This is a genomic window from Curtobacterium sp. ER1/6 (assembly GCF_001742745.1).
GTDB lineage: Bacteria > Actinomycetota > Actinomycetes > Actinomycetales > Microbacteriaceae > Curtobacterium > Curtobacterium citri.
Genome location: NZ_MJAK01000008.1, coordinates 15,978 through 38,206, shown reverse-complemented (window position 1 = coordinate 38,206; position 22,229 = coordinate 15,978). Strand labels below are relative to the sequence as shown.

At 71.9% G+C, this 22,229-nt stretch carries 22 protein-coding genes; 13 read left to right on the top strand and 9 right to left on the bottom strand.

The window, feature by feature from the left end:
- From Cus16_RS12170 to Cus16_RS12140, 7 genes are all read left to right on the top strand, one after another.
- Positions 1 to 1,335, top strand: coding sequence for an ABC transporter substrate-binding protein (locus Cus16_RS12170; RefSeq protein ID WP_069712921.1), 1,335 nt, complete (start codon positions 1 to 3; stop codon positions 1,333 to 1,335).
- Position 1,336: 1 nt separating this feature from the next.
- Complete coding sequence (locus Cus16_RS12165; protein WP_069712920.1) at positions 1,337 to 2,305, top strand: carbohydrate ABC transporter permease; 969 nt, start codon at positions 1,337 to 1,339, stop codon at positions 2,303 to 2,305.
- A complete protein-coding gene (locus Cus16_RS12160) occupies positions 2,302 to 3,123 on the top strand; it encodes a carbohydrate ABC transporter permease (RefSeq protein WP_069712919.1) in 822 nt (273 codons plus the stop codon). The genes Cus16_RS12165 and Cus16_RS12160 overlap by 4 nt, the downstream gene beginning before the upstream one ends.
- Positions 3,120 to 3,956 (top strand): nitrilase-related carbon-nitrogen hydrolase, encoded by an 837-nt coding sequence (locus Cus16_RS12155; protein ID WP_223246610.1) that lies wholly within the window; start codon positions 3,120 to 3,122, stop codon positions 3,954 to 3,956. Before Cus16_RS12160 ends, Cus16_RS12155 begins: the two co-directional genes overlap by 4 nt.
- Positions 3,953 to 5,620 carry a glycoside hydrolase family 13 protein gene (locus Cus16_RS12150; protein WP_069712918.1) on the top strand — a complete coding sequence of 556 codons (1,668 nt, stop codon included), beginning with the start codon at positions 3,953 to 3,955 and terminating at the stop codon, positions 5,618 to 5,620. Before Cus16_RS12155 ends, Cus16_RS12150 begins: the two co-directional genes overlap by 4 nt.
- 221 nt (positions 5,621 to 5,841) lie before the next feature.
- A complete protein-coding gene (locus Cus16_RS12145; RefSeq protein ID WP_141718964.1) occupies positions 5,842 to 6,969 on the top strand; it encodes a hypothetical protein in 1,128 nt (375 codons plus the stop codon).
- Positions 6,970 to 7,082: 113 nt separating this feature from the next.
- A complete protein-coding gene (locus tag Cus16_RS12140; RefSeq protein WP_069712916.1) occupies positions 7,083 to 7,850 on the top strand; it encodes an SDR family NAD(P)-dependent oxidoreductase in 768 nt (255 codons plus the stop codon).
- Between the two features lie 82 nt (positions 7,851 to 7,932).
- Here Cus16_RS12140 and Cus16_RS12135 read toward each other — a convergent pair whose 3' ends face one another.
- A complete protein-coding gene (locus Cus16_RS12135; protein WP_083263936.1) occupies positions 7,933 to 8,796 on the bottom strand; it encodes an SMP-30/gluconolactonase/LRE family protein in 864 nt (287 codons plus the stop codon).
- Between the two features lie 122 nt (positions 8,797 to 8,918).
- Between Cus16_RS12135 and Cus16_RS16400 the strand changes: the two genes are divergently transcribed.
- The 3 genes from Cus16_RS16400 (at position 8,919) to Cus16_RS12125 (ending at position 11,464) form a co-directional block, all read left to right on the top strand.
- Complete coding sequence (locus tag Cus16_RS16400; RefSeq protein WP_141718963.1) at positions 8,919 to 9,755, top strand: lytic polysaccharide monooxygenase; 837 nt, start codon at positions 8,919 to 8,921, stop codon at positions 9,753 to 9,755.
- An 86-nt stretch (positions 9,756 to 9,841) separates the two neighbouring features.
- A complete protein-coding gene (locus Cus16_RS16395) occupies positions 9,842 to 10,282 on the top strand; it encodes a carbohydrate-binding protein (protein ID WP_141718962.1) in 441 nt (146 codons plus the stop codon).
- A 156-nt stretch (positions 10,283 to 10,438) separates the two neighbouring features.
- Positions 10,439 to 11,464, top strand: coding sequence for a hypothetical protein (locus Cus16_RS12125; RefSeq protein ID WP_069712915.1), 1,026 nt, complete (start codon positions 10,439 to 10,441; stop codon positions 11,462 to 11,464).
- On the opposite strand, the gene Cus16_RS12120 is transcribed toward Cus16_RS12125, so the two are convergent.
- The 7 genes from Cus16_RS12120 to Cus16_RS12090 form a co-directional block, all read right to left on the bottom strand.
- The gene (locus Cus16_RS12120) at positions 11,445 to 12,020 is read right to left on the bottom strand and encodes a TetR/AcrR family transcriptional regulator (RefSeq protein WP_069712914.1); all 576 of its coding nucleotides are present in this window, start codon (positions 12,018 to 12,020) and stop codon (positions 11,445 to 11,447) included. The genes Cus16_RS12125 and Cus16_RS12120 overlap by 20 nt on opposite strands.
- A complete protein-coding gene (locus Cus16_RS12115; RefSeq protein WP_069712913.1) occupies positions 12,013 to 12,867 on the bottom strand; it encodes an alpha/beta fold hydrolase in 855 nt (284 codons plus the stop codon). Before Cus16_RS12115 ends, Cus16_RS12120 begins: the two co-directional genes overlap by 8 nt.
- Positions 12,868 to 12,997: 130 nt before the next feature.
- Positions 12,998 to 15,157, bottom strand: coding sequence for a beta-galactosidase (locus tag Cus16_RS12110; protein WP_223246609.1), 2,160 nt, complete (start codon positions 15,155 to 15,157; stop codon positions 12,998 to 13,000).
- Positions 15,154 to 16,056, bottom strand: a complete 903-nt coding sequence (locus tag Cus16_RS12105) for a carbohydrate ABC transporter permease (RefSeq protein WP_083263935.1) — start codon at positions 16,054 to 16,056, stop codon at positions 15,154 to 15,156. Before Cus16_RS12105 ends, Cus16_RS12110 begins: the two co-directional genes overlap by 4 nt.
- Positions 16,053 to 17,006, bottom strand: coding sequence for a carbohydrate ABC transporter permease (locus Cus16_RS12100; protein WP_069712912.1), 954 nt, complete (start codon positions 17,004 to 17,006; stop codon positions 16,053 to 16,055). Before Cus16_RS12100 ends, Cus16_RS12105 begins: the two co-directional genes overlap by 4 nt.
- An 11-nt stretch (positions 17,007 to 17,017) precedes the next feature.
- Positions 17,018 to 18,367 carry an ABC transporter substrate-binding protein gene (locus Cus16_RS12095; RefSeq protein ID WP_083263934.1) on the bottom strand — a complete coding sequence of 450 codons (1,350 nt, stop codon included), beginning with the start codon at positions 18,365 to 18,367 and terminating at the stop codon, positions 17,018 to 17,020.
- 148 nt (positions 18,368 to 18,515) lie between these two features.
- A complete protein-coding gene (locus Cus16_RS12090) occupies positions 18,516 to 19,577 on the bottom strand; it encodes a LacI family DNA-binding transcriptional regulator (protein ID WP_069712911.1) in 1,062 nt (353 codons plus the stop codon).
- 165 nt (positions 19,578 to 19,742) lie between these two features.
- Between Cus16_RS12090 and Cus16_RS12085 the strand changes: the two genes are divergently transcribed.
- Both Cus16_RS12085 and Cus16_RS12080 read left to right on the top strand, forming a co-directional pair.
- Entirely contained in the window at positions 19,743 to 20,024 is a 282-nt protein-coding gene (locus Cus16_RS12085) for a hypothetical protein (protein WP_069712910.1), read from the top strand.
- Positions 20,021 to 20,575 (top strand): hypothetical protein, encoded by a 555-nt coding sequence (locus tag Cus16_RS12080; protein WP_141718961.1) that lies wholly within the window; start codon positions 20,021 to 20,023, stop codon positions 20,573 to 20,575. Before Cus16_RS12085 ends, Cus16_RS12080 begins: the two co-directional genes overlap by 4 nt.
- 4 nt (positions 20,576 to 20,579) lie before the next feature.
- On the opposite strand, the gene Cus16_RS12075 is transcribed toward Cus16_RS12080, so the two are convergent.
- The gene (locus Cus16_RS12075) at positions 20,580 to 21,155 is read right to left on the bottom strand and encodes a hypothetical protein (RefSeq protein WP_069712908.1); all 576 of its coding nucleotides are present in this window, start codon (positions 21,153 to 21,155) and stop codon (positions 20,580 to 20,582) included.
- Between the two features lie 272 nt (positions 21,156 to 21,427).
- Between Cus16_RS12075 and Cus16_RS12070 the strand changes: the two genes are divergently transcribed.
- Positions 21,428 to 22,228, top strand: coding sequence for an alpha/beta hydrolase (locus Cus16_RS12070; protein ID WP_083263933.1), 801 nt, complete (start codon positions 21,428 to 21,430; stop codon positions 22,226 to 22,228).
- Position 22,229: the final 1 nt, after the last annotated feature.

The following is a 22,229-nucleotide window of genomic DNA, read 5'->3' as shown; positions in this document are numbered from 1 at the left end:
ATGACCGCAGCAGCACGACGGCGACCCCTGCTCGCCGCACTCCCAGCCATCGGACTCGTCGTCGCCCTCGCGGGGTGCTCTGCTCCCGGGGCCGGCGGTGGGAGCACGGGTGCCGACCAACCCGAGATCACGAGCAAGGTGACGGCTGCCGACGTGGAGGACGGCGGCGACACCACCCTGACGATGTGGGCGGACGTCGCCGAGAAGCCGCTCATGGAGAAGCTCGTCCCCGCGTACGAGAAGGCGTACCCGAACGTCGACGTGAAGATCACGTACAAGAGCTTCGACGACCTGATCGCCACCGTCGTCAACGCCGCGAACTCCACGAACGCCCCCGACCTCTTCCAGGGCAACATCGGCTACGCCGTCGACGGCGCACTCGTCAAGGGGAAGCTCGTCCGGCCGCTCGACGACGTCGCGAAGATCTACGGCTGGACGTCCGGCACCGGCGCGTCCACCCTGGCGCCCTCGGAGTGGAAGACCGACGGGAGCACGTTCGGCTCCGGCACCCTCTACGGCATGTCGCCCATCAGCGAGGTGCAGGGCATCTACTACGACAAGGCGAAGCTCGACGCGCTCGGCCTCCAGCCGCCGACCTCGATCGACGACCTCGAGGCCGACCTGGCGAAGGCGAAGGCAGCCGGCGAGCAGCCGATCGTCCTGGGCAACTCGGACCAGTACGCCGCGACGCACGTCTTCTCCGACATCGCCGCCACCACGCAGGAGCCGAAGGACATCGCCGACTGGATCGGTGGGAAGTCGGGCAGCACCTTCGAGACCTCGGGCAACGTCGAGGCCGCGCAGACCATGCGCGACTGGGCGCAGAAGGGGTACTTCGGGACCGGGTACGACGGCCTGAGCAACGAGGACGCGATCGCGCGCTTCGCCGGCGGCGACGGGGTCTTCTTCGTCGGCGGTTCGTGGAACGGCGCGTCGCTGAACGCGGAGGAGTTCGGCTTCGGCTCGCTGACCTCGGGCGGTGTCGGCGCGACCGCGTCGCCGTGGCACATCAGCACGAAGTCCGAGCACCAGGACGCCGCGATCGCGTTCCTCGCCATGCTGCACACGCCGCAGACCGGCCAGTGGATCCTCGACACCGGTCGCCTGCCGGTCGTGACGGACGGCGTCTCGAGCTCGGACCCGCTGCAGGAGCAGACCCTCACCGCGCTGAAGGAGACCATCGCCGCGGGCACCCAGGTCGGCTACTACGACTGGACCACCACGGACATGCTGACGAAGATGGGCGGCTCGCTCCAGGAGGTGATGGCCGGCAGGACCACCCCGAAGGCCTTCACCGAGACGGTCCAGGAGACCTGGGCGAAGGCGCACGGCTGACATGACGACCGCACTCGCCCAGCGGGGCGAGGACCGGGAGGCCGTCCGGACGGCGCGACGAACGCGTCGCCAGGCGGCCTCCCGCCCCAGCTGGTCCTCGCTGCTCTACGTCGCCCCGGCACTCGCGTTCTTCGTGGTGTTCGTCGTGGTCCCGATCGTCCAGTCCGTCCGGATCTCGTTCTACGACTGGGACGGCATCTCGGTCGCCACCCCGGCCGGACTCTCGAACTACGCCGCGGTCTTCTCCGACGCCGACCTCCGTGAGGCGCTCGGCCACTCCCTCGTCCTGCTCGTGTTCTACGCCGCGCTCCCGGTGCTCGTCGGCCTGCTGCTCGCCGGCGCCATGTCCCGCATCCGGATCCACGGTCTCACCGTCCTCCGCGCGGTGCTGTTCCTGCCCCAGATCCTGTCGAGCGTCGTCGTCGCGGTCGCCTGGCGCGGCATCCTCGCCGACGACGGTCCGGTCAACGGCGCACTCCGCGCGGTCGGGCTCGGCGGCCTCACGCACACGTGGCTCGGCGACTTCGGCACGGCGCTGCCGTCCATCGGCCTCATCGGGACCTGGGTCGAGTACGGCCTCTGCATGGTCCTGTTCCTCGCCGGCATCGCGACGATCGACCGGTCGCTGTACGAGGCAGCCCGGCTCGACGGCGCCGGTGCGTTCCGCGAGTTCACCGCGATCACCCTGCCGGCACTCCGCCCGCAGATCTCCATCGCACTCATCCTGACGATCACGTTCGCGCTCCGGAACTTCGACCTCATCTGGAACACCACCCGTGGCGGTCCCGGCACGTCGACCACGGTCCCGAGCGTCTTCGTCTACCAGGACGCGTTCCAGGACCGCGCCCTCGGCCAGGCCTCGGCCCTCGCGGTCGTCCTGACCGTGCTCATCCTCGTGGTCGTCGGCGTCGTGCAGCTCGCGCTGCGCGAACGCCCCGACCGCGACCGTCGGAAGGGGGTCCGCGCATGAGGGTCGCCCGCACCGAGACGGCGCTGACGCACGCCGTCCTCGTCGTCGCCGCGCTGATCGCCGCGTTCCCGCTCGCGTCGGTCGTCGTCACCTCGCTGGGTGGCGGTCGGACGGGAGGCGCGGCGAGCGCCGGCAGCGGCGGCTTCGGCAACTACGTGGCCGCGTGGACGCAGGGCGGGTTCGGTTCCGCGCTCGTCTCCAGTGCCGTCGTGGCGATCACCGTCGTGGTGGTCACCGCGGCCGTCGCGTGTCTCGCCGGCTACGCACTGGCGCACATGCGCGTCCCCGGCGGCCGCATCCTGCTGGGCCTGCTGCTCGTCGGACTCGTCCTGCCGTACGAGGTCACGGTGCTGCCGCTCTACCAGATGCTCGCGGGTTGGGGTCTCGTCGACACCTACTGGGCGCTGATCCTGCCGCAGGTCGGCCTGTCGGTCCCGCTCGGGGTGTTCTGGATGCGGTCGTTCTTCGCGTCCGTGCCCGTCGAGCTGCTCGAGGCCGCACGGATCGACGGCGCCGGACGGTTCCGCATCCTGCGCGACGTCCTCATGCCGGTCGCGATGCCCGCCGTCGCCACCCTCGCGACGATCCTGTTCCTGTTCACGTGGAACGAGTTCCTGCTCGCGCTGGTGCTCGTGCCGCAGAACGAGGCCGTGCAGACCGCGCCCCTGTCGCTGTCGTTCTTCTCCGGAGCGGAGCGCGGCGCGCAGCCCGACGTCACCGCGGCCGCGGCCGTCCTGGTCGCCCTGCCGATCGTCGTCGCCTACGTCGTGCTGCAGCGCCGACTCATCACCGGACTCACCGAGGGGGCCGTGAAGTGAGCGGGATCGCCCGGCTGCGCTGCGACCAGGTCGCGCCGGTGCTCGGTGACGTCGCCGCGAACACCGCGCTGGTCGTCGCGTCGGTCGAACGGGCGCTCGGAGACGGCGTCGACGTGCTCGTCCTGCCCGAACTCGTCACCTGCGGGTACGTGTTCCGCGACCGCGACGAGGCGCTGCGGAGCGCGATCACGACCGACGACCCCCTGTTCGTCCGGATCCGGGGACTCCTCGACGGCACCGACACCGTGGTCGTGTTCGGCTTCGGCGAGCGCCAGGGCCAGCGGGTCCGGAACAGCGTCGCCGTCGTCGACGCATCGGGTACCCGCGCCGTGTACCGGAAGACGCACCTGTGGGACCGGGAGACGCTGGTCTTCGACGCCGGCGACGAGGCTCCCCCGGTCGTCGGGACGGTGCACGGCCGGATCGGCGTGCTCGTCTGCTACGACATGGAGTTCCCGGAGATGCCCCGCATGCTCGCCGTCGCCGGTGCCGACCTGATCGCAGTACCGACGAACTGGCCGGTCGGCGAGCACCCCGAGCGCGACCGTGTCGCCGAGGTCATCGCCGCACAGGCCACCGCCCGCGGCAACGGCGTCTTCATCGCCTGCTGCGACCGCGCCGGCACCGAGCGCGGACAGGACTGGAACGAGGCGAGCGTCATCGTCGACCAGTTCGGATGGGTCGTCGCCGAGGCGGCGCCCGCCGCCGGGAGCACCGCCGTCACCGCCGACGTGTTCCCGGCGCTCGCGCGGGACAAGTCGACGAGCCCGCACAACGACTGGCTCGGGGACCGCCGCCCCGAGCTGTACGAACGAGAGGTCCCGCGCGCATGACGCCCGAGCACGACTGGTGGCGCACCGCCGTCATCTACCAGGTCTACCCACGGTCCTTCGCCGACCGCGACGGCGACGGCACCGGTGACCTGCCCGGCATCACCGCGCGCCTCGACCACGTCGCGGCGCTCGGCGCCGACGCGATCTGGTTGTCACCCTTCTACCCGTCGCCGCAGGCCGACGGCGGCTACGACGTGGCGGAGTACCGCACCGTCGACCCGATGTACGGCACCGATGCCGACGCCGACGCCCTGATCGCCCGCGCGCACGAGCTGGACCTGCGCGTCGTCGTCGACCTGGTGCCCAACCACTGCTCCGACCAGCACGAGCTGTTCCAGCGGGCGCTCGCCGCGCCTCCCGGCAGTGCCGAGCGGGGAATGTTCCACTTCCGCGACGGGCGCGGGCCCGAGGGCGACGAGCCGCCGAACGACTGGGAGTCGATGTTCCAGGGCCCGGCCTGGACCCGCGTGCGCGAGGCCGACGGCCGCCCCGGCCAGTGGTACCTGCATCTCTTCGCGCCGGAGCAACCGGACTGGAACTGGGACGACCCCCGCGTGCACGAGGAGTTCGCGACGACGCTGCGCTCCTGGCTCGACCGCGGCGTCGACGGGTTCCGTGTCGACGTCTGCGACGCGATCGTCAAGGCGCCGGGTCTGCCGGACTGGCCGCACGCGACGCACGGCGTGGTCGAGCCGATCGACGGCGTCATGCCGCCCATGTGGGACCAGGAGGGCATCCACGACGTCTTCCGCGAGTGGCGCCGGATCCTCGACGAGTACGAGGGACAGCGGATCCTGTGCGCCGAGGCGTGGCTGCCGCCCGAGCGCGCCGCCCGGATCGTCCGACCGGACGAGATGCACCAGGCGTTCAACTTCGCCTACCTGTCGCTGCCGTGGGACGCCGACGCGATCCGCGCGACCGTCGACACCAGCCTCGCCGCGAACCAGGCCGTCGGTGCGCCCACGACCTGGGTGCTCTCGAACCACGACGTGATGCGGCATGCGAGCCGCTTCGGGTACGACGGACCGGTCGAGCTCGAGTCGGGAGTGGGCATCGACGACCCGCAGCCGGATCGTCCGCTCGGGCTGCGACGTGCCCGCGCTGCGACGCTCGTGATGCTCGGCCTCCCCGGGTCCTCGTACCTGTACCAGGGCGAGGAGCTCGGGCTGCCGGAGGTCACGACGCTCCCCGACGAGGTGCGGCAGGACCCGGTGTGGGAGCGCTCCGGTCGCACGATCCGGGGCCGTGACGGCTGCCGCGTGCCGATCCCCTGGACCGCGGACGAGCCCGCGTTCGGCTTCGCCTTCGGTGCCGACGCGGACACGTGGTTGCCGCAGCCCGACGACTTCGGGCAGTTCGCCGTCGATCGGCAGCACGACGATCCGCAGTCGACGCTGACGATGTACCGCACGGCGCTCGCGGTCCGACGCGCGCACGACCTCGGCGCCGGGGAGCTGCGGTGGCTCGACGACCTGACGGTGCCGGGCAGCGGGGTGCTCGCGTGGACGAACGGGCCGGTCGCGGTCGTCGCGAACGCGGGCACCGCGCCGGTCGCACTGCCCGACGGCGAGGTGCTCGTCGCGTCCGTTCCCGATGCGGTGCAGGACGGGCACCTGCAGCGGGACGCCGCGGTCTGGGTGCTGCTGCGCACGCCGGGACACTGACGGACGACGGCTCGACCGACGAACCACGAACACGACGTCGAACCACGATCTCCCCCTGGTTCGACGTCGTGTTCGTGGTTCGTCCCGAGCGGCTCGAGCGCCCGTGGCCGCACGTCGTCTGGTCGTCGGATCGTCAGGCGCCGTCGGGCACCGTGTGTCCGGCGGCACACGTCGCCGGACCGGTGGCGGTCCGGCGCCGCGCTCGTCGTACGCTCCCCGTCGTGGGGGAACTCGTGCTCGCCGTCCTACTCGTGGCCGCGGTGATCGCCGCGGTGGCGTGGGTCCCGCGACTGCGGGCACCGGTCCGGCACCGCACCGGCAGCGTCCTGCGGCACCCGGGCACGTGGCTCGGCGTCGTCGTCGCGCTGTTCCTGGCGAACCAGGTCCTGGTCGCCGCGTTCGTCGAGCAGACCTGGCACGGCGACCCGGATCCCGTCGCGCGGTACCTGCCGTCCGGGTGGTTCGCCCTCGCCGACCTCGGCCCGCTCGCCACCGCACTGCCCGCGTGGCCGTGGACCGTCCTGCACGTGCAGGCGGGCCTGGAGCTGCCGTTCGTGCTGCTCGCGTACCTGCTGGTGTGCCGGTGGTCCGGCGAGGAGGTCTTCGCACGCATCCTCGCGGCACGTTGGCTGCTGTCGGGGGTGTCCACCGCGACGTTCTGCCTGATCGAGCTGGACCTGGCGAACCCGTGGACGCCGGTCGACCTCGTCGTCCGCGTCGCCTCCGGGATCGTCACGCCGCTGCTGCTCGCGCAGCTCGCACCCGGCGGCACCCGATCGACCGGGCTCGTGACGCTCGCCCTGTCGGCCGGTGCACTCGGCGTCCTGGTCCTCGCGGTCTACGACACCGCCACGCTGTACAACCTCGGACACCTGGCGGGGTGGGTGCCGGGCGCCGCCGCGGCCGGGGCGGTCCTGGCAGCGACACGGTGGGTGGCTGCTCGTCGCTCCCGCGACCCGGCGCCGCTCACAGCGTCCGCGATCCGGTCGATCGGCTGGTTCCTCGTGCTCTTCGCCGTGCCGTCCCTGCCGCTGCGGTACGCGGTCACGTTCGGGCTCCGTTCCCTCGCCCTCGTTGCCGGTGCCGTGCTCGTCCTGACGGCGCTCCGGCGGGGGTGGGACCACCGGCGCTGGCGAGCGCTCGTGGGGATCGCGACCGTCGCCCTCGTCGCCGCGGCGGCCGGGTCGCTGCTGACCGGCGGGTACCCCGAAGCGCGACTGCTCGTCGGCGCGGTCGCGTTCGTGCTCGCCGGAACGGCGCTGTGTTCGATCCTCGACCGACGGAGGACGCCGAGACCCGGGCGGGACGGCACCCCCGGTCGGGACGGCGCTCGCGAACCCGGATCCTGAGCCGCCGTGTCCGGGGCGCGCCGGTTGGCTGCGCACAGCCTCAGCCGATCCGCCGGACGACACCAGCGACGGCGGAGCAGCGTGGGCGACACCGGACCCACCCAGGAGGAAGCATGCTGCTCGAAGGCAAGACCATCGTCGTCACCGGCGGCAACAGCGGGATCGGCGAGCAGATCTGCCTCGCCGCCGCCGCGGAGGGCGCCAACATCGTCATCGACTACGTCGCCCACCCCGAGGCGACCGACTCGCTCATCGCCCGGATCGAGCAGGCCGGCGGCCACGCTGTCGGGGTCGACGCCGACATCACGAGCGCCGCGGACCTGCACCGCATGGTGCAGAAGGCCGTGGACGCGTTCGGCTCGCTCGACGTCCTCGTCAACAACGCCGGGATCGAGGACCGGAAGTCCCTGCTCGAGGAGACCGAGGAGGGTTACGACAAGGTCATGGCCGTCAACATGAAGAGCGCCTTCTTCGGCACGCAGGCGGCGGCGAAGCAGTTCATCGCCCAGGGGAACGGCGGCCTCGTGCTGAACATCTCGAGCGTCCACGAGGACTGGCCGATGCCCGGCAACCTCGCCTACTGCGTGTCGAAGGGCGGGATGCGCATGCTCGCCCGCAGCGGTGGCGTGGAGCTCGGACCGCACGGCGTCCGGATCGTGAACATCGCCCCCGGCGCCGTCGACACCCCGATCAACACCGCGACGACCTCGGACCCCGAGAAGCTGCGGCAGCTCGACGACGCCATCCCGCTCGGCCGCCCGGCGAAGCCGCACGAGATCGCCGAGGTCGTCGTGTTCCTGGCGTCGGGCAAGGCCGCCTACATGACCAGCACGACCGTCACCATCGACGGCGGGATCTCGCAGGGCAGCGTCGGGCTCTGACCGCGACCGCCGACGGACGGGAGGCCCGGTGCCGGCTGGCACCGGGCCTCCCGTCCGTCACGGGTCCGGACGGACGCGCCGGTCAGGGACCGGGGACCGCGACGCGGACGGCGCTGATCCGGCCGGCGCGCGTGCGCGCCGTCACCGCCGGGTCGTAGCTGTCGGCGGTCGCGAGGTAGAGCGTCCGGCCGTCCTCGCCACCGAGCGCGCAGTCGACGGCACACAGCCCGGGGGCGTCGACGCGGTCCGTCACCGTGCCGCCCTCCACGACGCGGAGGAACTCCCCCGTGTCGACCGAGCAGACCCAGATGCCACCCTCCGCGTCGACGGTGCTGCCGTCCGGCGTGGTGCCCTCCGGCAGGGCTGCCCACTCCCGTCGCCCGCCCAGCGACCCGTCCGCCGCGATGTCGAACGCGGTGAGACGGCCACCCCAGGTCTCGCTGACGACCAGCGTCCGGGTGCCGGGCAGCACGTTCATGCTGTTCGGGAAGACGAGGCCGTCGGCGGCGGACCGGACGGATCCGTCGGGGTCGACGACGTAGAGCGGGCCGGGGCGGAGTTCCTCACCGCCGTAGAGGTCGTACCCGAAGGCGCCGATGTACGTGCGACCGGTCGCCTCGTCGACGACCAGGTCGTTGACGAGTGAGGACTCGATCGGCGACAGGTCCGCGAACACCGACTGCGTGCCGTCCGCGTCGACGGCGACGATCGACCGCGCGTTCATGGCGCTGACGACCAGTCGACCGTCCGACAGCCAGCCGAGCCCGGACGACTGCCCGTCGATCGTCGCCTCGAGCCGGGGTCCGGCGCCGGTCACGGGGTCGAGGGAGAACACCTCGCCCGTGTGCATGTCGGAGTACCAGAGCCGGCCGTCGTGCCAGCGGTTGCCCTCGGGGAACCGGATGCCGGAGACGACCTCGGTCGCGGAGTCGATGGTGGTGTGCACGCGTCCAGCCTGCCAGGCCGACCTGCCACGTCACCCTTCGTCGACGCCGGTCGGCGCCGCCGGGCTGGGATCGTCGCAGCGAGGCGGGAAGGACCCGCACCACCACGACAGATCGGATCACCATGCGTCCTCACCAGTCCGCCGCACTCCTGTGCGCCTCGGCCGCCGTCGCGATCGGCGCAGCCACACTCGTGCCGTCCGCGGCGTTCGCGCACGGGTTCGTCGGCGACGACTCGGGCGACCCCGGACAGACGCTCACCGCACGTGCCGCCCTGAAGGCGAACGGCGACATGGGCGGCGCGCAGTGGGAGCCGCAGAGCCTCGAGGCTCCGAAGGGCTTCCCCGCCGCCGGTCCCGCCGACGGGCACCTCGCCTCCGCGGGCAACGCGAAGTGGTCGGCTCTCGACGAGCAGCGCGAGGACCGCTGGCAGAAGAACGTCGTCGAGCAGGGCGACGTCACCGTCAACTGGGAGTTCACCGCTCCGCACATGACCTCGCAGTGGCGCTACTTCATGACGAAGGAGGGCTGGGACCCGAACGACGAACTCGACCGCGACGACCTCGAGCTCATCGAGACCGTTTCGCACGACGGCTCCGCGGCGTCGAACAACCCGTCGCACCACATCACGATCCCGTCCGACCGCGAGGGCTACCACGTCATCTACGCCGTGTGGGACGTGGCCGACACCGCGAACGCGTTCTACAACGTCATCGACGTCGACGTGCAGCCCGGCGACGGGGAGACCCCGGAACCGGTCCAGGACACCGAGGCACCCGGCACCGTGCCCGATGCCGCGGTCCGCGCGGTCAGCTCCACCGAGGCCGAGGTCACCTGGGGTGCCGCGACGGACGACGTCGGGTCCGCTACCAGGTCGTCGAGCTCGGCGCGACCGAGGACGACTTCCGCGTCGTCCAGGAGGTCGCCGCCACGCAGCGCTCCGCCCGCCTCACCGGTCTGACCCCGGGAGAGCTCTACGACTTCGGGGTCCGCGCGGTCGACGCTGCGGGCAACATCGGCCTCGCCCACGCGATCCTGACCGTCCGGATGCCCGAGCAGGCCGCCGCTCCGGCCGCACCGCAGCACCTGCACGACATGGGCACGACCGAGTCCACCGTGTCGCTGATGTGGACCGCGGGGGACGACACCCGGGGCGTCCGCTACGAGGTCCTCCGCGACGGCGAGCAGGTCGGCGAGACCGGCGCGACCAACTTCGTGGACGTCGGGCTCCGCGCGGGCTCGCGGCACGAGTACACGGTCCGGGCGGTGAACACGGAGGGCGTCGCGTCCGCGCTGTCGAACACGCACGTCGCGACCACGAAGAGCGACGCCGGCTCGGAGTACCCGGCGTGGGACGCACGCGCCGCCTACACGAAGGGCGACCGGGTCACGCACGAGGGCACGGCGTACGAGGCCGTGCAGTCGCACCAGGGCCACGGTGACCCGAACTGGATCACCGCACTCTCGCTCTGGAAGCCGGTCCGCTAGGGACGGTCTCCGGTCCCGACCCACGGTCGGACGGGAGGCGCGGTGCCGGCCCGCACCGCGCCTCCCGTCCGGTGCCCGGCTGCGGACACCCGCAGATCCCGGCCGCCCCGTCGGCGTTCCTGGCAGCATCGACGTGTCCGACCCGAAGGAGCAACGATGCGCGTGTTCGTCTCCCTCGTGGTGATCGTCGTCGCGACCGCGCTGGCCCTCGGCGCCGGTCTCCTCGTCGCGTTCCAGCTCGGCGGTGCGGCCGACGGACTCGTCCTCGCGTCCGTGTTCACGATCCCGTTCCTCGTGATGGGTCCGGTCCTGGTCGGTTCGTTGGCCGGCTACTGGGACCCGAGGTCGTCGCCCGAGGGGCGGCGGTACCTGCGGTGGTGGTTCCTCGGCGTCCTCGGGATCGACCTGGTCGCCGCCGTGGTCGTCGTCCTGGCGACGGTGTCGGCCCGGGCGCCGGTCTGGGTGCCCGTCGTCCTGATCGTCGGAGCCGCCGTGCTGCTCGTTGTCGCCCGGCCGCTCGGTGACCGCTTCCGCCGCTCGGAGCGGGTGGTCGAGCGGTCCGACGACGACGTCGTGCCGTCGGCGGCCGTCGTCCGACGCGGGGTCCGGACCATCGCCGTGACGTTCGTCGTGTCGGCGGTCGTCGCCACCATCGGGGCGACGCTCCTGGTGGTGTCGGACGACGGGACCGGTGACGGGGTGCTGCGGAGTGTCCTCCTGGCCGGTCAGCTCACCTTCACGGCGACCGCGATCGCGACCGTGCTCGTCGCGCTCCCCTGCAACCGTGCACTGCGCGACGTCGGCGGGCGCGACATCGGACGGTTGCAACGCTTCGGCAAGGTCGTCCTCCGCGGCAGGTCGATCCCGCTCGACGCGGCGGAGGAGCGCGGCGCGCTGCAGTACGCGCGACTCGTGCCGCTCACGATGCGCTTCCAGCTGGCGTTCACGGGCCTCCTCTACGTCGGGCTCGCGTTCCAGTTCGTGTCGTCCACGCTCGACGGGCAGCTCGGTGTGCTCCCCGTCGTGTTCCTGGTGGCGATGGTGGCGGTCCTGCTGTGGGCGGTGCCGACGAGCGTCCGACGGATGCGGCGCGCGCGCGACTACGCGGAACGACACGGCGGAGCGCCCTCCCCCACGGCCGACGAGGTCGACCCGCGAGGGCCTAGCTCCGTGACCGCCTGAACCCCTCGTCGAGGAACGCGACCACCCACGCGAAGCTCGCGTCGACGTCCTCCGACAAGCGGAAGCCGCCGCCGGTCTCGAGCGTGGCGAACCCGTGCAGCATGCTCCGGAAGGTCCGGAGCGCGTGCACGAGTTCGGCCTCGGGGAGGTCGTACCCGCGCAGCACCGCGGCGAAGGGGTCCAGCGCCCCGCGGAGCGCCGCGGCCGCAGCGTCGGGGGCGTTCGGTGCCGACGCCCGTGGGCCGACCGTCGCGGCGTACCGGCCCGGGTGCGCCCGGACGTAGCTCCGGAAGGCGTGCGCCGCGGCCCCGAGCGCGTCGATCCCGGCCCGTCCCTGCGTCGCCCGACCGACCTCGTCCGCGACCTCGGTGGCCGCGAGCACCGCGATCCGGTCGACCAGGTCGTCGAGGCCCCCGACGTGCTTGTACAGCGACGGCGCCCGGACCCCGAGACGCTCGGCGACGGCGCTCATGCTCACCTGCGCGAGTCCGGTCTCGTCGGCCAGGTCGGCGGCGGCCGCGGTGACGACCGCGGGGTCGAGTCCCGCCCTAGGCACCGGTCGTCCCGTCCGTCGTGGCGAGCGTGCGCCCGAGGAAGGGCAGCACGAGTGCGAGCACCGCGTCGGGCGTCTCGGCGTGCGGGTAGTGCCCGGCGCCCGCGATCACGGCGACCTCGCCGAGGCCGTCGGGCAGGTCGGCGACGACGCGCTCCCCCTCGGCCCGGGGGTCCGCCCAGTCCGGGTCGGCACCGCCCTCGATGACGAGGACGGGCTGTCGGACCTCCGGCAGCCTCGCCCCGGCGTCGGCGGGCGTCGTCTTCGTCATCCCGGTGAGCGCCGCCATCCGCTCCGGACGGGACAGCACGGCCTCGATGTGCGCGCGCTCCTCCGCCCAGTCCACCGGCTTCGTCGGGTACGCGATGTCGAGGTACGCGAGCCACCCGGCGAGGCTGCCCGTCGCCATGACCCTGCCGAGCTGGACCGTGGCGGACCGGTGGCGGCGGTTGCGCAGGAGACCGACGACGTCGACGGACTGCTTCCGGGTGAAGGGCGCGATCTCGACGACGCCGGCGACGAGCTCCGGCGCGGTGGCCGCGGCGATGGTGGCGGCACCGCCGCTGATCGACTGACCGACGATGACGGCGGGGCCGCCGAGGTGCCGGACCACGGCGACCAGGTCACCCGCGATGTCGGTCCGGCTGTAGCCGCTCCACTCGGCACCGGAGTCGCCGCAGCCGCGGATGTCGACGTTCGCGACCCGGTACCCGGCGGCGACGAGGGCCGGGACGACGAAGCGGTAGGACCGGCGACTGTCGCCCATCCCGTGCGCGAGGACGACGAGCGGGCCGTCGCCGGTGAGGTCGTAGGCGATGGTGCCGCCGGGGACGGCGAGGTGTTCGGTCATGTCGGGCTCCTTGGCTACGTTGTGTAGCCAGAAGCTAACACCCGTAGCCGCGCGGTGTCAACGACGTCCGACGACGGACGGGAGGCGCGGTGCCGACCGGCCCCGCGCCTCCCGTCCGGACTGCGGTCGACTACCGCACGGCCACCACCCGCACGTCCCAAGCGCCGAGCGCCAGCTCGACCCCGGCGGCGATCGCCGAGCCGTCGAGGACGTCCTCGGCGTCGACCGGCAGCGTGAAGGTGCTCGGCGTCCACGACCAGTTGTGCAGCACGTGCACGGTCTCGCCGTGCTGGTTCACCGAGCTCGCGACGGATTGGGTGTCCGTCTGCGGTCGCCACCCCGTGGTGCCGCTCCCCTGCGCGACCGCCCAGTCGACGACCGCCGCGGCGAGCGCGGGGTCCGGTACGGTGCCGACGGAGGTGACCCGCCCGGCACCGTGCGCCCGGGTCGTCACGGCCGCGAATCGCCCGTGGTGCGGGTGCTCGTACCCGACGAGCACGTCCGCGTCGTCCACGAGCAGGCCGTCCGCCCACCGGGTCGCGCTCGCACCGGCCGGCACTGTGAAGCCGTGCGCACCGGCGGCGGCACCGGCGGACACCGGGACGCGGCGTCGGAGGTTGCTGAACTCGTCGTAGTGCACGCCGGCAGCGACGTCGAGGAAGGCCGGCTTCCGCTCGGGTCGTGCCCGCGCCTCCTGGTCCTCGTACCCGGTGCGGATGCCGACGACCAGGTGGCCGCCGGCCTCGGCGTAGGCGGCGAGCCATCGCAGCTGCGCGTCCGTGGCGATGGTGAAGGCGGCTGCGACGAGCACCGGGCGCTCCCGGGCGAAGGAGGCCGGGTCACGGTCGAAGACCTGTGACGGGTGCACCGTGTTCGCCTGCAGCCCGGCGTCGAACACCCCGCGGGCGAAGGCGTCGTACACGGTCTGCCACGAGCGACGGTCCGGCTCGGTGCCCTCGCCGAGCCCGAGTGCCGGGTGCTCGTTGAGCGCCCACTTCGACTCGTTCGAGAACAGCAGGGCGACGTCGGCGTGCGGCCGGAGTCCGGCGACCCGGTCCCCCGCGTGCCGGAACTCGGCGCCGATCGCGGCGATCTCCCGGTACGTGCGGCCGGGCTGCTGCGAGTGCGGCAGGATCCCGCCCCAGTAGGTCTCGGCACCGAAGTGCAGCGTGTGCCAGTGCCAGTACTCGATCATCGAGGCGCCGCGGGACACGAGCGACCACGCGGCCTGGCGCCACTGGCCCTCGTAGGCCGGCTCGTTCGTCCACGAGAACCCGATGGCCTGCGCGTTCGTCTCGGTGACCAGGAACGGCGCCTGCTTCGACCCGTACATCCGGTCGCCGGACGCGACGATCGTCCACGCACCCGAGCTCGTCCAGTACTGCGGTGCGTCGTCGGTGTCCGGCAGCTCGAGGGCGTCCTGCATCCGGTAGTACGGGTTGCCGGCGGTGACGTCGAGGGCCCGGGTCAGGGCGTCGTCCTCGGCGGTGGGCCGCTCGTACGAGATGCAGGTCGTGACGAACTGGTCCTCGCGGGAGTACTCACGGACGATCGCCGCCTGCCAGGCGATGAAGTCCGTCGTGATCGACGCCTGGAACCGCCGCCACGCCAGGTCGTACTGCGGCTGGGCGTTGCCGTCCGGGGTCCAGAGGTCGGCCCACGTCGAGAGCCGGTGCGACCAGTAGGTCAGGCCCCACTCCTCGTTGAGCCGCTCGACGCTGCCGTAGGTGTGGCGCAGGTGGTCGACGAAGCGCTGGAACACCTCCGGGTTGGCGATGAGCTCGTTGCCCGGTTCGTTGTCGACCTGGTACCCGATCACCGCGGGGTGGTCGGCGTAGCGGGCGACGATCTTGCGGATGACCCGTTCGGCGTGGAAGAGGAACGCCGGGTGGGCGTGGTCGATCTCCTGGCGCGCGCCCCAGCCCATCGCCTCCCCGGAGGTGCGCCGACGGACGTTGATCTCGGGCACGATGCGGGCGAGCCACATCGGCACCGCGTACGTCGGCGTGCCGAGGACGACCCGGATGCCGTGCTCGTGGGCCGCGTCGAGCACGGGTGCGAGCCACTCGAGGTCGAAGACCCCGTTCTCCGGCTCCCAGGTGCTCCAGACGGATTCGCCGACGCGGATCACCGAGAACCCGGCCTCCTGCATGAGGCGCATGTCCTCGTCGAGCCGAGGGGTGGGCTGGTACTCGTGGTAGTACGCGGCGCCGAAGAGGACGCGGTCGTGCTGCATGGTGCGGGGTGCTCCGTTCAGGGTGGATCGGTGGTCGGTGGCGGGGTCGGTCATCCCTTGACCGCCCCGGCGGTCAGGCCGTCGAGCAACTGCTTGCGGAGGAGCAGGAACACGAGGATCGTCGGCACGCTCGCGAGCACGGCGCCGGCCAGCACGAGGTCGTACGACCGGTTCTCCGAGGCGAAGATCGCGTTGAGGCCGAGCGGCAGCGTGTACTGGTCGGAGTTCGACACGAGCACGAGCGGCCAGAGGAACGAGTTGTAGCTCTGCAGGAAGCTCCACACGGCGAGCGCCCCGAGGGACGGCCGGAGCAGCGGGAGCACGACGCGGCGGAAGGTCCCGAACTCCGAGTTGCCGTCGATGCGGGCGGCCTCGATGATCTCGTCGGGGATCGACTGGGTGATGAACTGCTGCATCATGAAGATGCCGAACGCGGGTGCGACCCACGGCACGATGAGCGAGAACCACGGGTTCGCGAGCCCCGACTTCACGACGAGGATGAACAGCGGCACGAGGATCACCGCGAACGGGACCGACAGCGAGGAGAACATCACCGCGAACAGGACCCGCTTGCCGCGGAACCGGAACTTCGCGAAGCCGTACCCGGCCATGGCGCAGACGAAGACCGAGACGACGGTCGCGATGACGGCGGTCCCGACGCTGATGCCGAACCACGCCCAGAACGGCTGCGTGGTGAGCAGGTTCACGTAGTTCTCGCCCGTCGCCGGGCTCGGGACGAGCGTCGGCGGCGTCGAGAAGATGTCACCCCGGCGCTTGAAGGAGCCGGACAGCGCCCAGAGCAGCGGGAACACGAACACCAGCAACAGCACGACGAGCGTGGCGTAGAGGAGTCCGCGCCGGGCGATCCACCCCGGGGTGCGCGGTGGGCCGGAGCGCGGGCGACGTGTCGTGCCCCTGGTGGTCACGGCCTCGGTCACGGTGCTGGCGGTCATGCGTCGTCCCTCCCGATGGCGAGTGCGCGGTTGAGGATCTGGCTGACGCCGAAGACGACGACGAAGAGCACGACCCCCGCGGCGGCCGCGTAGCCGAACTGCTGCCGTTCGAAGGCGGCGCGGTAGATGAACATGGCCACGGACAGCGTGGCCTCGCCGGGGCCGCCCTTGGTGAGCAGGTACGGCTCGTCGAACAGCTGCGCGGCGCTGATGAACGACGTCACGACGACGAACGCGGTGACCGGTCGGATCGCCGGCAGCGTCACGTTCGTGAACTTCCGGAAGGTGCCGGCCCCGTCGAGCGAGGCCGCCTCGTACTGCTCGGGCGACACGTTCTGCAGGGCGGCGAGGAAGAAGATCGTCAGGTACCCGACCGTGCGCCAGAGCAGGACGAACCCGATCGCGACCTTGGCGAGCGTCGGGTCGCCGAGCCAGTCGGTGTCCGGCAGCCCGAACAGGGCCTTCAGCGTGGCGTTCAGCAGCCCGTAGTTCGTGTCGAACACCAGGCTGTAGATGAGCGCGATGACGATCGGTGAGAGCACCATCGGGATGAAGAACGTGACGCGGAACAGATCACGCGCTCGCAGCCCCTTGGCGTTCAGCGCCTGCGCCACGAGGAGCGACACCGGCACGATGACGAACACCGCGATGAGCGTGTAGATGAGCGAGTTGACCAGGGCCGTACCGAAGCTCGTGTCCCGGAAGAGGTTCGCGTAGTTCCGCAGCCCGATCCAGTCCGGCGAGCCGAGCCCCACCCACTCGGTGAGCGACAGGTACACGGCGGCGAGCACCGGCACGATCATGAACAGGCCGTAGAGCACGTAGAACGGCGCGATGAAGACGTACGGCGCGCTGCCGCCGTTCGTGTTGAGCCGGCGCCGCCTGCCCGGTGGGTCGGCAGCGGCCGGGGAAGCGGACACCGGGATGCCGGTGGCAGTGGATGTGGACAACGTCGTCCTCCTCAGGCGCGGGTCTGACCGCGGAAGTCGGCCGCAGCGGCGTCGAGCGCCTGCTTCGGGGAGATCTGGCCCTTGTAGGCCTTGATGAGGTACCCGCTCAGGACGGTCTGCAGGATCGCCGCGTTCGCGCTCTGGTGCTGCGAGGGCACCTCGTCGACGACCGACCTGTAGACGCCGAACAGCTGCTGTCCGCCGAAGTACGGGTCGCTCATCGCCGCGAGCCGCGGGTCGTCGTACACCGAGCGCAGGGTCGGCAGGTACCCGAGGTCCTGGTAGCGCTTCACCTGCTGGTCGGGGTCGAGGTACGCGGCGAGCACGAGGTCGATGCCCGCCTGCGTGAGCGGCTTGTCCCGGAGCACCGCGAATCCCGTTCCCCCGCCGACGCTCGTCGTGCTGCCGCCACCGGCGAACCGCGGCAGGTTGCGCACCCGCCACTTGCCCTCCTGCTCGGGCACGTTCGGCTTGATGCCGTAGCTCGCGTACCAGGACGGCATGTCGACGGCCAGGATCGTGCCGCCCTTCAGCCCGGACTGCAGGCTCGGGCCGTACATGTCGGCGACCGTCGCGATCGCCCCGGACTGCACGCCGTCGACGAGGAACCGCAGGGTGCGCTCGGCCTCGGGCGTCTGGATCGCGATGTCGCCGGACTCGTCGTACAGGTCGCCACCGCGCTGGAGCAGCAGGATCTGGTAGCTCTGGAGCGTGCCGCCCGGGTCGGTCACCGCGACCGCGTGCAGCGAGGCGCCCTTGCTCTCGTGGAGCTTCGCGCCGACCGCCATCGTCTCTTCCCACGTCGTCAGGTCGTCCGGGATCCCGAGCGCCCGGAACCGGTCGGCGCGGTGGTAGTAGACGCACAGCGGGGTGTCCGAGTCGAGCGCGTACAGGTGCCCGTCCTTCGAGAACGGCGTCAACCGAGCGCCGATCAGGTCGTCCTTCCGGGACGCGACCGACGACGACAGGTCGCTCAGGAGCTCCTTCGCGATGTCGCCGCGGAGCATCCTGCAGAACGCCCCGATCTCGAGACCCGCGACGTCGGGCGTCCCCGTGCCGGCCACCGCCTGCGCGATGAGCTTGGTGGGGATGTCCGCCGCCGCGATCGTCGTGATGTCCAGTGCGTAGTCGAACCGGGACTTCCGGTCGGCGACCGGCAGGGCCGCGGTGAAGAACTTCTCGTACCCGGGGTCGTGGGTCCAGAAGGACAGGTCGGCGCGGCCCGACCGCACCGCGGCGGTGGACTGCGGGGAGCAGGCGGCGAGCAGGCCGCTCAGGGCGACGGCCCCGCCGGCGGCGGCTCCCCAGCGGAGCAGGTCGCGTCGGCTGGGTCCGAGGTCGTCGGGACTGCCGGGAGGCACGGCTGCGGTCCGACCGGCAGGTCGCGTTGGTACTGGGGTCACGGAACAGACTCCTGACGTCGTCGTCGGGGTGGTTGCGGGTGGGAGGTGCGCACTCGTGAGCGCTCACTCATCCGGCGGACGGCAGGCGGGCCTCCCGTCCGGGGATTCAGTCGGCGGGACGGAGGTGACGCCGCTCCGGAGCGGGCGGTGCGCTGGTGGCGCGGGTGACGAGCTGCCCCGGGAGCATCCGGTGCCGCTCGGCGGGCGGATGGCCCTCGAGGGTGCGGAAGAGGCGGTGCATCGCGAGCCGGGTGGACTCGTCGAAGTCCTGGCGGATCGTGGTGAGGGGGGTCGGCAGGAAGGCGGCGATCGGCATGTCGTCGAAGCCGACGATGCTGACGTCCCGCGGGACGGTCAGGCCTGCGTGCTGGATCGCGGACATCGCCCCGATCGCCATCTGGTCGTTGGCCACGAAGACCGCGGTCACGTCGGGGCGGCCGAGGAGCGAGCGCATCGCGTCGTGGCCGCTCTGCGGCGACCAGTCCCCCGCGATCGGCGTGTGCTCGGCCACACCCGCGTCCTGCAGGGCGGCGCGCCAACCCTGCTCGCGGCGGACGCTCGACGTCCAGTTCGGAGGACCGGCGATGTGCCACACGGTCTCGTGGCCGAGCGCGAGCAGGTGGTCCGTCGCGGCGAAGGCGGCACCGGTCTCGTCGAGACCCACCGCCAGGGTGTTCTCGCGGTCGGCGACGTCGGGCGGGCCGAGCGTCAGGATCGTGACGCCGGGCGGCATCCGGAGCTGGTCCATCTGGTTCTCGACCGGCTCGGAGAGGACGATCGCCTCGACGCCCTGCTCGACGAGCGAGTCGACGGCAGGCTGGAGCTCCTCGGCCGACGCCGTCACCGTGCGGACGATCGAGAGGGCGTAGCCGTTCGTGCGACAGGCCTGCTCGACGCCGGTGAGCATCGCCGTCGGGCCGTAGAGGTCCGTGCCGATGGTGACGAGGCCGACGCGACGGGAGCGCTGGGACTTCAGGGAGCGGGCCGCGGCGTTCGGGCGGAAGCCGAGCTCGGCGATGGCGGCCTCGACCTTCGCACGGACGGCCTCGGTGACGTGGGGCTCGTCGTTGACGACGCGGGAGACGGTCTTCTGCGAGACACCGGCGAGGGCGGCCACATCGGTCATGGACGCCGGTCGGAGACGGCGGACGGGGGCGGTGTCGCTCATGGGCCAGCTCCTTCGCTGTGTCGGTGCCGTGCAAGACAACCACGGAATTGTCTACGTAGTCAAGAAGCGGTTCCCGAGCGAGCCGAGCGCGGCGTTGCACATTTCGCGTATCACCGGCAGGCTGATGGGTACTCCGGGCGTGGGCACCGGCAGGGGAAGGAACGCATGACGACACCGACCGGCAGCACCACGAGGGGGCGGGCCCTGATCACCCTCGGAGGCGTGGCGACGTCGTTCGCTGCCCTCGCACTGATCGGCATCGAGGCGGCAGGGACCGTGGCGCTCGCCACGCTCTGGTTCGCGGCGTCGGGGCCGGGCACGGTCGGCACGCTCGGCACGGCGTCTGGCCCCGAGGACGTCGATCCTCGGGCGGTCCGGCGGCACCGCGAGCGGCACCCGGGCACGACGATCAGCGAGGCCGTGTCGGCCGTCCGGTCGGGATCGTGACGCCGAGCGTACGGCGTGCGCGATCGGCGATCGCGGCTGTTGCCCCGGTGCTCGCCGCGACGGCTGCCACCGTCCTGTCCGTCGACGACCTGCTCGGCTTCGCCGGGGCGCGCTTCCTGCGGGGCGGATGGCCTGTCGACCTCGCTGCGGTCGCCGTCGCCGCCGCGCTCTCCGGCGCGCTCGCCGCACTCTGGTGTCGCGATGCAGCCCGGACCCTCGTGTGCTGCAGCGTGCTCGTGTGGGTCGCGCTCCTGTCGCCGGCCGGCGGCACCGGGATCTCGACGGACGGTGCAGCGGCCCAGGTTGCGGTGCCGGTCGGTCTCGTGCTCGCGGCGCGCGCACGGGTGCCTCGCCGGGCGACCTCCGCTGTCGTCGTCGTGCTCGCGACGGTCTGGCTCGTTGCGGGACTCGTCCCGGTGGTGCCGCTCGAGGTCTGCATCGGCGTCCAGTCGCTCGCGCTCGGCGCGACGGCGGTGCTGGCCGCCGGTCCGTGGCTCCACCGGGGCGCTGCGGTCCTCCGCGACCTGTGGCGGTCGGCGGAGGTCCGGTGATCCGTCAGCTGCGGCGCCCCACGTCCGCGCCCGGCTCGCTGTCCCGCGGACGCCGTCGCACGACGAGCGTGCCGATGCCCTGGACGATGAAGTACCCCGCCGAGACGGCGAGGACCACCGCGACGAGCACGGAGGCACCCGAGACGCCGGTGGCCACCGTCCTCGCGACCCCGACCGCCAGGAAGATGCACCCCATCACGATGAGGACCACGGGGTTCTGCGCGACGAAGAACCGCCGGCCGCCGTTCGCCTCGGCCACCGCCCGCGTCCGCGCTTCCGCGACCGCATCGGGAGACCGTCCCGCGCGACGGTCCGCTGCCCGTCGGCGAGCGCGCATCGTCAGCCACACGACGAGGCCGATCACGACGGCCGCCGAGTACGCGATCGGCTCGGTGAGGTGCAGCAGCCCGGAGACGAACAGCACGGCGGCGGCCGTGACCACGCCCGCGACCACCGCGGTCGTCCACATGTCGGTACGACCGTCGACGCCGGTCACGTAGCCGGGCCGGCGCGCGTACGGGTCGTGCTGCGTGTCGTGCTGCGTGTCGTCGGCGTCCTGGTCGATCGGTCGGTTCCCCACCCCGACGAACCTACGCGTCGCCCCGTGACGTGTCCCCCTTCTCGCCAGCCGAACTCGATCCGCTCGTCGACATCGGACCGGGAGGTCAGGATCTCCGAGTCGAGGACGTCGCTGATGAGTCCCGTCGAGAGCGGGGATCCGCGATCGAACGATCTCCTTCACTGATGTCGGCCACGGGCGCGGTTCCCGGACCATCACCCCTGGGATAGTGGGCAGATGCCAGGGACGAAGTGTGCATGGCCGAGCGCGGCCGTCGCGGTGGTGATCGGTAGATGATCAGTGCCGATCCCGAACGACCCGGATCGCTGCGCTGGTACGCGGCGAGCGCCCCACCGGCTCCACCGACACTGCTCTGGTTGCACGGGGGCGGCTTCTTCCGGGGTGGTCTCGACACCCCTGAGGCCGATGCGGTGGCGCAGGCGCTGAGCAGCCGTGGAGTGAGCGTGGCGACGACGAGCTACCGCCTCGCGCCGCTGCCGGGTCTCGGCACGATCCACTCCGCCGGCCGACGACGCGGACAGTTCCCGCTCGCTCTCCACGACATCACCGCGGCGTACCACGAAGTGCGAGCCTCCTCCGTGGGCGATGTCTTCATCGGCGGAGCGAGTGCCGGGGCGTGCTTGGCCGCTGCCGCCGCACTCCGGGCCGCTGACGAGGGCTTGCGCGCTGCAGGCGCGATCCTGGCCTACGGCTTCTTCCACAGCATCCATCCGCCGACCCGCGACGCGCATCACCGGTCGAGGCGACACCGCCGGCTGACCCACGCCGTCTGGGGTCTGAACCTCATGAACCGGAACTACGCCGGTTCGTCCGACGCTCTGGCCCACCGCCTGGCCTTCCCGGGCGGCCACGACCTCGCCGGGTTCCCCCGCACGCTCATGGTCAATGCCGAGCACGACAACATGCGCGCCTCCGGCGATGCCTTCGCATCGGAACTCCGGGCCGCAGAGGTCGACGTCGACCACCACGTGCTCCCAGGAACCTCGCACGCCTTCCTCAATCGGCCTCACCTTCGGGCGTTCGACACCGCGGTGTCGATGATGGCGGACTGGATGACGACCACCGTCCGCTAGG

Coding starts and splice junctions, on each gene's coding strand:
- Cus16_RS12170 (WP_069712921.1), top strand. CDS start 1: ATGACCGCAGCAGCACGACGGCGACCCCTGCTCGCCGCACTCCCAGCC.
- Cus16_RS12165 (WP_069712920.1), top strand. CDS start 1,337: ATGACGACCGCACTCGCCCAGCGGGGCGAGGACCGGGAGGCCGTCCGG.
- Cus16_RS12160 (WP_069712919.1), top strand. CDS start 2,302: ATGAGGGTCGCCCGCACCGAGACGGCGCTGACGCACGCCGTCCTCGTC.
- Cus16_RS12150 (WP_069712918.1), top strand. CDS start 3,953: ATGACGCCCGAGCACGACTGGTGGCGCACCGCCGTCATCTACCAGGTC.
- Cus16_RS12140 (WP_069712916.1), top strand. CDS start 7,083: ATGCTGCTCGAAGGCAAGACCATCGTCGTCACCGGCGGCAACAGCGGG.
- Cus16_RS16400 (WP_141718963.1), top strand. CDS start 8,919: ATGCGTCCTCACCAGTCCGCCGCACTCCTGTGCGCCTCGGCCGCCGTC.
- Cus16_RS16395 (WP_141718962.1), top strand. CDS start 9,842: ATGCCCGAGCAGGCCGCCGCTCCGGCCGCACCGCAGCACCTGCACGAC.
- Cus16_RS12125 (WP_069712915.1), top strand. CDS start 10,439: ATGCGCGTGTTCGTCTCCCTCGTGGTGATCGTCGTCGCGACCGCGCTG.
- Cus16_RS12115 (WP_069712913.1), bottom strand. CDS start 12,867: ATGACCGAACACCTCGCCGTCCCCGGCGGCACCATCGCCTACGACCTC.
- Cus16_RS12110 (WP_223246609.1), bottom strand. CDS start 15,157: ATGACCGACCCCGCCACCGACCACCGATCCACCCTGAACGGAGCACCC.
- Cus16_RS12105 (WP_083263935.1), bottom strand. CDS start 16,056: ATGACCGCCAGCACCGTGACCGAGGCCGTGACCACCAGGGGCACGACA.
- Cus16_RS12090 (WP_069712911.1), bottom strand. CDS start 19,577: ATGAGCGACACCGCCCCCGTCCGCCGTCTCCGACCGGCGTCCATGACC.
- Cus16_RS12085 (WP_069712910.1), top strand. CDS start 19,743: ATGACGACACCGACCGGCAGCACCACGAGGGGGCGGGCCCTGATCACC.
- Cus16_RS12070 (WP_083263933.1), top strand. CDS start 21,428: ATGATCAGTGCCGATCCCGAACGACCCGGATCGCTGCGCTGGTACGCG.